This is a genomic window from Chitinophaga sp. (assembly GCF_036566945.1).
In the GTDB taxonomy this organism is placed as follows: Bacteria; Bacteroidota; Bacteroidia; order Chitinophagales; family Chitinophagaceae; genus Chitinophaga.
This window is the reverse complement of sequence record NZ_DATCVJ010001051.1, coordinates 1-8,794: the sequence shown is the minus strand read 5'-3', so window position 1 is coordinate 8,794 and position 8,794 is coordinate 1. Positions and strand designations below refer to the sequence as shown.

At 45.5% G+C, this 8,794-nt stretch carries 8 protein-coding genes; 6 read left to right on the top strand and 2 right to left on the bottom strand.

Annotated features, from left to right (window positions below; all coding sequences use genetic code 11):
* The 5 genes from VIP81_RS31685 to VIP81_RS31665 all read left to right on the top strand — a co-directional run.
* The coding region (locus VIP81_RS31685) for a thiamine pyrophosphate-dependent enzyme (RefSeq protein WP_331971604.1) at positions 1–534 on the top strand (534 nt) is incomplete at its 5' end.
* 35 nt (positions 535–569) lie between these two features.
* Complete coding sequence (locus tag VIP81_RS31680) at positions 570–2,564, top strand: hypothetical protein (protein WP_331971601.1); 1,995 nt, start codon at positions 570–572, stop codon at positions 2,562–2,564.
* Positions 2,565–2,913: 349 nt separating this feature from the next.
* Complete coding sequence (locus tag VIP81_RS31675) at positions 2,914–3,594, top strand: hypothetical protein (RefSeq protein WP_331971597.1); 681 nt, start codon at positions 2,914–2,916, stop codon at positions 3,592–3,594.
* 80 nt (positions 3,595–3,674) lie between these two features.
* A complete protein-coding gene (locus tag VIP81_RS31670; protein ID WP_331971594.1) occupies positions 3,675–4,757 on the top strand; it encodes a hypothetical protein in 1,083 nt (360 codons plus the stop codon).
* Between the two features lie 63 nt (positions 4,758–4,820).
* Positions 4,821–5,777 (top strand): hypothetical protein, encoded by a 957-nt coding sequence (locus VIP81_RS31665; RefSeq protein ID WP_331971591.1) that lies wholly within the window; start codon positions 4,821–4,823, stop codon positions 5,775–5,777.
* Here the strand turns inward: VIP81_RS31665 and VIP81_RS31660 are convergent, their stop codons facing one another.
* Positions 5,778–6,419, bottom strand: coding sequence for a hypothetical protein (locus tag VIP81_RS31660; protein ID WP_331971588.1), 642 nt, complete (start codon positions 6,417–6,419; stop codon positions 5,778–5,780).
* A gap of 155 nt (positions 6,420–6,574) precedes the next feature.
* Positions 6,575–7,486 carry a sterol desaturase family protein gene (locus VIP81_RS31655; protein ID WP_331971585.1) on the bottom strand — a complete coding sequence of 304 codons (912 nt, stop codon included), beginning with the start codon at positions 7,484–7,486 and terminating at the stop codon, positions 6,575–6,577.
* Between the two features lie 190 nt (positions 7,487–7,676).
* On the opposite strand from VIP81_RS31655, the gene VIP81_RS31650 reads away from it, so the two are divergent.
* Complete coding sequence (locus VIP81_RS31650; RefSeq protein ID WP_331971583.1) at positions 7,677–8,738, top strand: tellurite resistance/C4-dicarboxylate transporter family protein; 1,062 nt, start codon at positions 7,677–7,679, stop codon at positions 8,736–8,738.
* Positions 8,739–8,794 lie beyond the last annotated feature (56 nt).

Genomic DNA, 8,794 nt, shown 5'->3' with positions numbered 1-8,794 from the left:
GATATTGTGATGACTTTTGGTGTCAGCTCCGCCCTGTATGTAGCCACCAATGCGTATGGCTTACATCGCAACAGTTTCATTTCCTCCGCTGCCTGGCAGGTAATCGGCTACGAAACCGGCGCCGCCTGCGGTGCGCAGCTGGGAAGCGGCAAAAGAGCCTGGACCATAGCGGGCGACGGTGGCTTTATGATGATCTGTCAGTCGTTGTCTACCCTCGCCAGAAATAAACTCAACGCCGTTATTTTTGTAATGAGTAACGCGGTATATGCTATAGAACAGGTATACGTTAATCTCGACTCCTTTAAACCCGGACCCAAACACGTATTCGACACCTTCGATATCCTCCCCGAATGGGACTACCTCGCACTGGCCAAAGCCTATGGCGCAGAAGGATTCCGCGTGTCGACCATCAAAGAGCTGAATGCTGTACTGGGAAAACTCAAAGGCATTACCAATAAACCCGTGCTGGTACAAGTGGTGATACCGGAAAAAGATCTGCCGGAACAAATGCGCCGCCTTGGCCTGGAAGGATAAACCATCTTATTATACACCTCAAAATAATAATCTCTATGGAAAGTAAAACCTATTCTATTTTCGGCGCGGGTGCTGCAGGGCTATATACCGCCTGGCGACTGCTCGATGGTCAGGCCGTTGGCGGCAAAAAGAACGCAAAGCTACTCACGAAAGGCGACACCCTCGAATTATATGACTGGGGACAATATGATTTCTCTAAAAAAAATCCCGGCTCCCGTGCTGCCGGCGCACGCGTATGCACCTGGCATTATAAAGACGATAAAAACAATTCTTACCTCGAAGTAGGTGGCATGCGCTACTCCCAATGGGATGGCAAACCCGAAAGCGAAGGACATCGTTTAGTCACTACCGTAATATCTCAACTGGGCCTCGACAAATATTCGGTTCCCTTTAACGAATCCACTAATCCCTTGTATTGTTTGCGTACAAAAAACATGTACCTGAACGATATTACTTCCACTAATCCCGCCCCCTATTACGTCAATAATTTTGGCGCCACCGATTCTCCGGATACCGGTTTTAATCTCGTGGAAAGCCTGGCTGTTACCCAGCACCATGGCCCTAAAACACGTACAGAATGGTGTACTTTTTACCAGGAAGGTAAAATAAATATCGACCTGCCCGAATCATCGGTCTACAAAAAAGGTGACTATCTGAAAGATATCGGCTACTGGAATCTGATGTTCGATCAACTGGGCTCCGAAGGTTACAACTATACGTCTGACGGGAACGGCTATACGTCCAATGTGATCAACTGGAATGCTGCCGTGGCTTTTCAGGCCAATAATGAATTCACGCCCGGTACCGAATATAAAACGTTGACCACCGGTTATTCCAGCATGTTCAATGCCTTGTTCGATACCATCGTGAAACTGGCGAAAGAAAAAGGTGTTCGTTTTAATTATTATCCCAACACCCGCCTGCATTCTATTCTCCAGAAAAATAAAGTCATTCATTACACCATTGCGACGAGGGAAAACCCCAACAAAAAATCAGGCGCTAAAACAACCAATGCCGCCTGGCTCGCCATGCCCCGGCATTCCATTGAGCTGGTAGCACAAGCCACCCGATATGAAAATCATGAAGGACTGGATGTACTCAATCATGAAAAAGTACAACTGTACCTGGAATCTGCGGTGATGCAGCCCTCGTATAAAGTGGGCATGTTTTTCCATGAGCCGTGGTGGGCGGATAATTCGAAAAACCCTCCTCCCTATCCGGCGCAGATCAACAGCTACGAGGTGACCACTGCCGTGCTGGCCACGCTTACCCAACAAAAATTTCCGGCGGCTTATATCAAAGCCATCGGGAATGATAAACAGATCATGGAAACCCCTTTTGCTGCGGCAGCCGATTTAATCAGCCAGGTGGAAACACTTGTAAAGGAAAGGTTAACCGTGGTGCAGGAGCAACAATTGCTCAATGCCTCGCAACGCAACACGATCGGTCCCAGTGTAACGGACATGCCTATACGGCAGGTAGTGTACTTCGGTAACAACGCCCTCGATCAAAGTGGGGATAAAATATACGGGCTGCTTGCCAGCTACGATGACGAACAGTTCACCAGCTTCTGGTCAGAACTGGAACTGGGACCACACAAAGTGCGCAAAACGCCCGTTTCAAGTGACTGTCAAACGCTGGAAGGCCCCCGCAAAGCACCGGAGATCATGGTAAAAATGTTGCGTCAGCAACTGGCGGCGGTACACTTTGGTCCACAGGCCGATTACAGGTCTGTTCCCGAGCCGCTGGAAACAAAGTATATGGACTGGTCCAAACCGCCGTTTAATGCCGGCTACCACGCTTATGCCGGTCATTACAACATCTGTGATGTGCAACAAAAAATCAGGAAGCCCTCACAGCTGATCGACGGCGCCGATGCCGATATCTTTATCGTCGGCGAAGCTTACTCCAATGATCAGGCATGGGTAGAAGGTGCTTACTGCACAGCAGAATCAGTGCTGAACGACTTCTTCGGTATCGCCCCCATCATTGATCCTAAACACTATCCATTTATTTGTCCTTGTGGATGAGAGGCATGATTTAAAACGCTTCATTGCCAGTACAAGCAGTAGTAAAGCGGAGGTTTCAGGTATCTGCCTGTCACCTCCGTTTTTTTATTATAATAGCTTGATTAATTCATGAAACAAGCCTATAGATATGAAGCCCGTATACATCACTATGTCGTTTTCCTATTTGTATTCTTCATAAATATTATATATCATTGAATGTAATACCAAATGCCCCCTATAGAGCGAATATCAATCAATATCAGTGAACAAGTGAACGAACAATGAAAACCTTCCCCTGCTACAGGCAGCTGGACATGATGGACGGTGGTCCTGCATGCCAGAGGCCACCTGCTCAAATTTAAAAATGTATATGCCCAAGAAAGTACTTACCATCTGTTCATTACTAATTGCTACCTTCTTTTCCGCAGTAGCCCAGAATGAGATATCACTGGAGCTTTCATTCCTAAAAGTCCGGCTTGATACAGGCAATACGGTGAAAATGTATGTATTACTGTCAGTGGTTAATAGTAGCGACAAAGATCTTTATCTGCCTGGATTTTTGAACATCTATGCCCCGCATTATGACAACACCACAATGCACACCGCATTACACTTCTATAAGCTGGAAGCAGCCGATACCATCAGCTGCGTGGTAAATGAAATCTCGTATCCCGGTGTAGAGGACGTGCAACAAAGTACCGTCCACAAGAAAACCAGGTACTATGAGATCTACAAGAAGTATTTGGGCTATACCGCTGAACAAGGGCCGCTTCCACTCAGCGCCAATAGTATTGTCCCCCTGTTTATCAAAGCACATAGCACGGAGCGAAATATAGAAATAAGAAATGTAAGCTCCTATATGTACTTTAAGGGGCATCAGCTGTCATTTGCGCCACTAAACGGCTACTTTAAATTCTTCTATAAGTATAAACCTTCCCAGAAACCGGAGGCAAAGGCTTTACCCGATACCATTCAAGGGTATATCAGGTGTACTGCGGATAGCATTGTTTCAAACGTCCTGTATTATCAGGACTATACGCCTGCCCCTTAGTATTAAGGTATCAACTAATGATTCTCCACCGGGAACATGATACGTTGAATAATTACCTTATATTTAAGGAACGAATAATTATGAGTGCAACTTTTTTAGAGATCGCGCTACCCATCTCCCTGCAGTTATCACCCGGTATTAAAGGCGCCAGCATTATATTCCTGACAGATGGCGGTTATTTGCTGAGTTTTGAAGAAAGACCGGAAGTAATACGGCTGGACAGGGATTTGAAGGAAATCTGGCGCAGAGATCTTCAGGCACAAAAGATCCGTTATGTCGGCTGTAAAGTAAGCGCTAATGCCAACGGCAGTCTGATTGGTGTTTCCGGCTATAAAGATATCCGCATCTTCGACGGCACCGGAAATTTACTTTGGACGTTTACGCATGAACCCTGGAATAGTTTCACCGGCGCCAACTGTTTTTTCAGTCCGGATAATTCACTGCTCTGGATCATCGCTCCCGGAGCGCCGGACCACCTGTATGTGATTCGCGCCGCCGATTTTGCCATGCTGGATCATTATACACTCGATGGTCACCAGGAAAACAATTACAGTCTCATTGCTACCCCCGATAACGAAAAAGTGCTGATCGAAGTCGCCGCCGGTCAGGATGATGCCAGCCTGTTGCTGGTACAGTTTACCGATGGTAAGATAAGGGTGCAGGAATTGTCGGCCTGCCAGGATCGTATTGCCGGTAATTTCTCACCCAATGGAAATGAATTTGTGACAGGCCCGCACAACAGTGCCGGCATCGAAATTTTCAGTTTCCCGTTCTTCGAAAATACCGCGGTCCTGGAACAAGCCGATTTGTTTGCAGCCGCCGCAGGTTACGCCGACAGCGAAGATCCGGATACGCTTAATTACACCGTCTTGTTTCTGAATGATACCACCTTGCTCGCGTTCACCCGGTTCGGCAGACTATTACTGATAGACCGGCAAACGATGACCTGCACCGGAGAATTAGTAGCGGAAGGCAATCACATTCAGGCATACGACGATAACTGGAAAGTAACCACTGATCCGGCAATCCCTGTTACAGAATATGCAAGCGATATTATATCCGTACAGGTAGCCCATCACCAGCATTTAGTGCTTACTTATGGCAGCGGGGATATCCGATGGCACGACCTTTCTCCCTTACACAACCTTTCCGTGCTACCGTAATTTGCGTTATCTTTATCAGGAGTGTAAAGGATGCAATACTTATCTCTCTAAAAAAATAAATAGATGAAAAAAGCACTGCTGCTTTTAACGGGTTTCATTTTATCTGTTACGCCTGCGTTGTCAGGGCAAACGCCGCCTGATACGGTGAAGACCGGCATCTACGTGACCAGTATCCACGATATTGATTTCAAACAAAGTGAGTACACTATAAATCTCTGGCTTTGGTTAACCTATCAGAACAAAGCATTCGACTTTCTGCAGAACCTGGAAATCCCGCAGGCAAAATCATTTAGCAAATCATTTTCTACTATAGATACCAGCAATGGCCACGTTTATTTACTGATGAAATTGCAGTGTGTGATGAAGGATTCGTGGAGGATCAACAACTTTCCTTTTGACAAACAAAGGTTGCGGTTCTCCATAGAAAACTCACAGTTCGATTCTAAATCGATGGTATTTGTGACAGATTCGCTGGGGAAACAATATGATCCGCGCTTTACGCTGAGAGGCTGGAATATAGACAGCTTTAAAATGTCTACCGGCACCAAAGCCTATGAAACCGCTTTTGGTGATACCTCCCTGGCTACACCGCATACGGAATACAGTTCCTTTACCGTTAGAATCGGAATTAGCAGAGATGCCGGGCAACTGTTCTGGAAAATGTTCCTGGGCATGTATGTATCTTTCCTGATTGCGTATATCTGTTTTTATATCCACCCCGACAATATTGATTCCCGCTTTGGACTGGGTGTAGGCTCTCTGTTTGCTGCTATCGGTAACAAGTATATCATCGACTCTTCCCTGCCGGACTCCACTACTTTTACACTGGTAGATACCTTACATGGTATTACGCTGTTTTTCATTTTCGCGGTCATTACATCTTCGGCATGGTCGCTGAAACTAATCAAGGCAAATAAAATAAAAGAGGCGCACCGGATGGACCTGATACTTGCACAGGTGGTATTGTTGCTGTATGTGGCGCTGAATGTCTTTTTTATTACGAAGGCCAGTAATAGTTGATTAAAATCGGCTCATTAATTCTTCAAATCCAATTTGCTCTGTGGCCATGTGTTCCAGGCCACCATACTTCTTCAGGTATTTCCACTTTGATTGGGCATCAATTTCTCTCGGTTGTATTCTTTCGCTTAATGCGTGTACCGGCCGGCCTGTTAAGGAGATAAAGTCTTCTTTATAAATCTCAAACTGCTGACAGGGAAATCGTTTTTTCAATTGATCGTCATGATCCCAGAGGTATAATACCTCACCCGCCTTATATTCAATAATGAACAAGTCTCCCTCATCTTCATATTCTTTGGCAACGGCTACCTGCAGTGCATTTACAAGGGTTACCTGTATCCCGTTTTCCATTAACAAATGATTGAGCTGTGACCACTTTTTCTTTGATCGTCTGCGTTGCCGGTATATTTCATAAGGCGCCAATACCACAAAAGAAAAACACAATCCGGCCAAAGTTCCGAACACAACTGCCGCAATATCTACCTCCATCAACATGGCTGCATCCAGCAATAATATACCTGTCAGGAAAATAAAGATAAAATCGGATACTTTATATCTTGCTACGCGCTGCTTGAGCGATTTTCTTTTCAGCTTATTTAACAAGCGTATTTCATCGGCAAGGAGTGGCCTGCTAATCTGTTCCATGTAGATAGTAAAGTTGGTCAGGTAAAGGATCACAATAATACCCTAAAAAGTTGCAGAGAAAAGGTAGTGATTTTTGGGGAACAAATCAGCATACCTGCGATGAGGTGGCAGCAGAAAGGAAAATTAATTGCCTTCCCTCCTGCTGCTTTATTTTACTAGCTTTCCAGGCAGGCGGCATTCTCCTCCGTTTCCAGTTGCCGCTGCAAGTCTTTGCTCGTTTGTGATTGTCCGTCGTGGCTCCAGCCTGGTGCATAAAACAGGTACTTCAGCTTGTCGGACAATACCTCCGTTTTCTTCATATCCTCCGACAAGGCAATGAACTCATGAAAAATGATGTTTACAGGCCCTCTGTTTTCCAGATCTTTCACAAGGCCGTACCTTACCTTGTCTTCCGGCAGCTCCTCCTGGAAGGTGCCAAAAATCCGATCCCAGAGAATCAGCAGCATGCCCATATTCTTATCCAGGTACCGGTAGTTGCTGGCGTGGTGTACTCTGTGATGGGAAGGTGTCACGAAAATATATTCAATGATCGGGTGCAGTTTGCCAATGGTTTGTGTGTGCACCAGGTTACCATAGATTTGCGTTACATAATAGGCGATTAAAATATCGATGGCGCTAAATCCCATTAAACTCAATGGCACAAAGAAGAACAGCCGGTATATGGGTTCAAATACACTGGAACGAAAACCGGTGGTCAGGTTAAAATGTTCCGAAGAATGGTGCGTAACATGCACCGCCCAGAACAGGCGGATGTAATGTCCGGTAGCATGCAGCAGCCAGTAGAAGAAGTCCTGCAACAACACCAGCACGGTCCAGTAAAGCAATCCATTGGGAATGCTAAAGAGGCGGTAATGGCGGAAGCAATAATCCAATAAGAGATAAGTACCGGATTTCATGACTACGTTCACGAGAAAGTTGACACTCATCAGGTAAATGGTCGTCAGCGTATCTTTTGACTCATAGTATTTTTTGTCATGGGTATAACTGAAATACGATTCGATCACACTTAAAATAATGATGGCGCTGAATAAATAAAAAATAACTGAATTCAAAGTTGTTTCTGTCATAGGTAATACTTTTCCAAAGGGATACCTTCCCAATTACAGGTTTCTTTCAGGCATAAGACGATTCCCGTGAAATAAACCCCTATAGTACTACTAAAAAATATTTCCTGCAATCCCCATCTTGTGTCAAAAACGAAAGCAAGCCTGATTTACCTTATTTTTACCAGTAAGATTGTTCATTAAAACCCTGATCATGCCTCAAGCTCCTCTCGCAAATCCTGGTCAGCCTGTTAGCACTACATCGCTGGAAAACTTCTTTCCCGGCTATTTCGCGTTGGTAATGGCCACGGGCATCGTATCTATCGGGTTGTTTCTCTGGCATTACGTGTGGTTGTCTGAAATGTTCCTGGTATTAAATATTATTTTTTACGGGTTGCTCTGGATCATTCTTATCCTTCGTATTATCAGGTACCCGGTGATTGTGTGGAATGACCTGCATCATTCTGCGCGGGGTGTTACCTTTCTTACGCTGGTGGCGGGGAATAATGTATTAGGGAGCGAGGTGGCCATTATTACGGGGCGGATGGATATTGCACTGGTGTTGTGGGTAACGGGATTTATTCTCTGGGCGTTGTTGTTATACACTTTTTTCCTGGTCAACATTCTGAAAGAACCCAAGCCTTCGCTGGAGCAAAGTATTAATGGGGCCTGGCTCCTGATCGTGGTGGCTACTGAATCCGTAGCGGTACTGGGGGCCATTATTGCCAACAGTAGTCCTTTGCACTGGCTCATTGCTTTTATTTCCTTATGCACCTATATGATCGGCGGCATGTTTTACTTTGTGCTGATCGGCCTGATCCTTTACCGATGGCTTTTCTTCAGTATGAAGGCAGAAACCCTTACGCCGCCCTACTGGATCAATATGGGGGCGGTAGCTATTATTACACTGGCGGGGTCACGGCTGGTGATGTATGCCAATGGCCACGAAACACTGCAACACTGGGCCGGTTTCGTACAGGCGTTCACGATGTTTTTCTGGGCATTTGCCAGCTGGTGGCTCCCTTTGCTTTTTCTGATGTTCGCCTACCGGCACTTTATTGCCAGGGTACCGCTGAAGTATGATCCCCAGTACTGGTCGATGGTGTTCCCTTTAGGCATGTATGGCGTGTGTACGTTCGCGTATGCCGGCATTACCGGCTTCACATTCCTTCAACCAGTTTCCGCTTTATTTGTTATATTAGCTTTAGTCACGTGGGTGATTGTATTTATAGGTTTATTTATTGACCTGTTTTCAGCAGGAAAGAAAAAAGGATAACAGTGAGGTAACGTTACCGATAACCATAAATAGGCGAGCATGCATTTTTCTCTCCA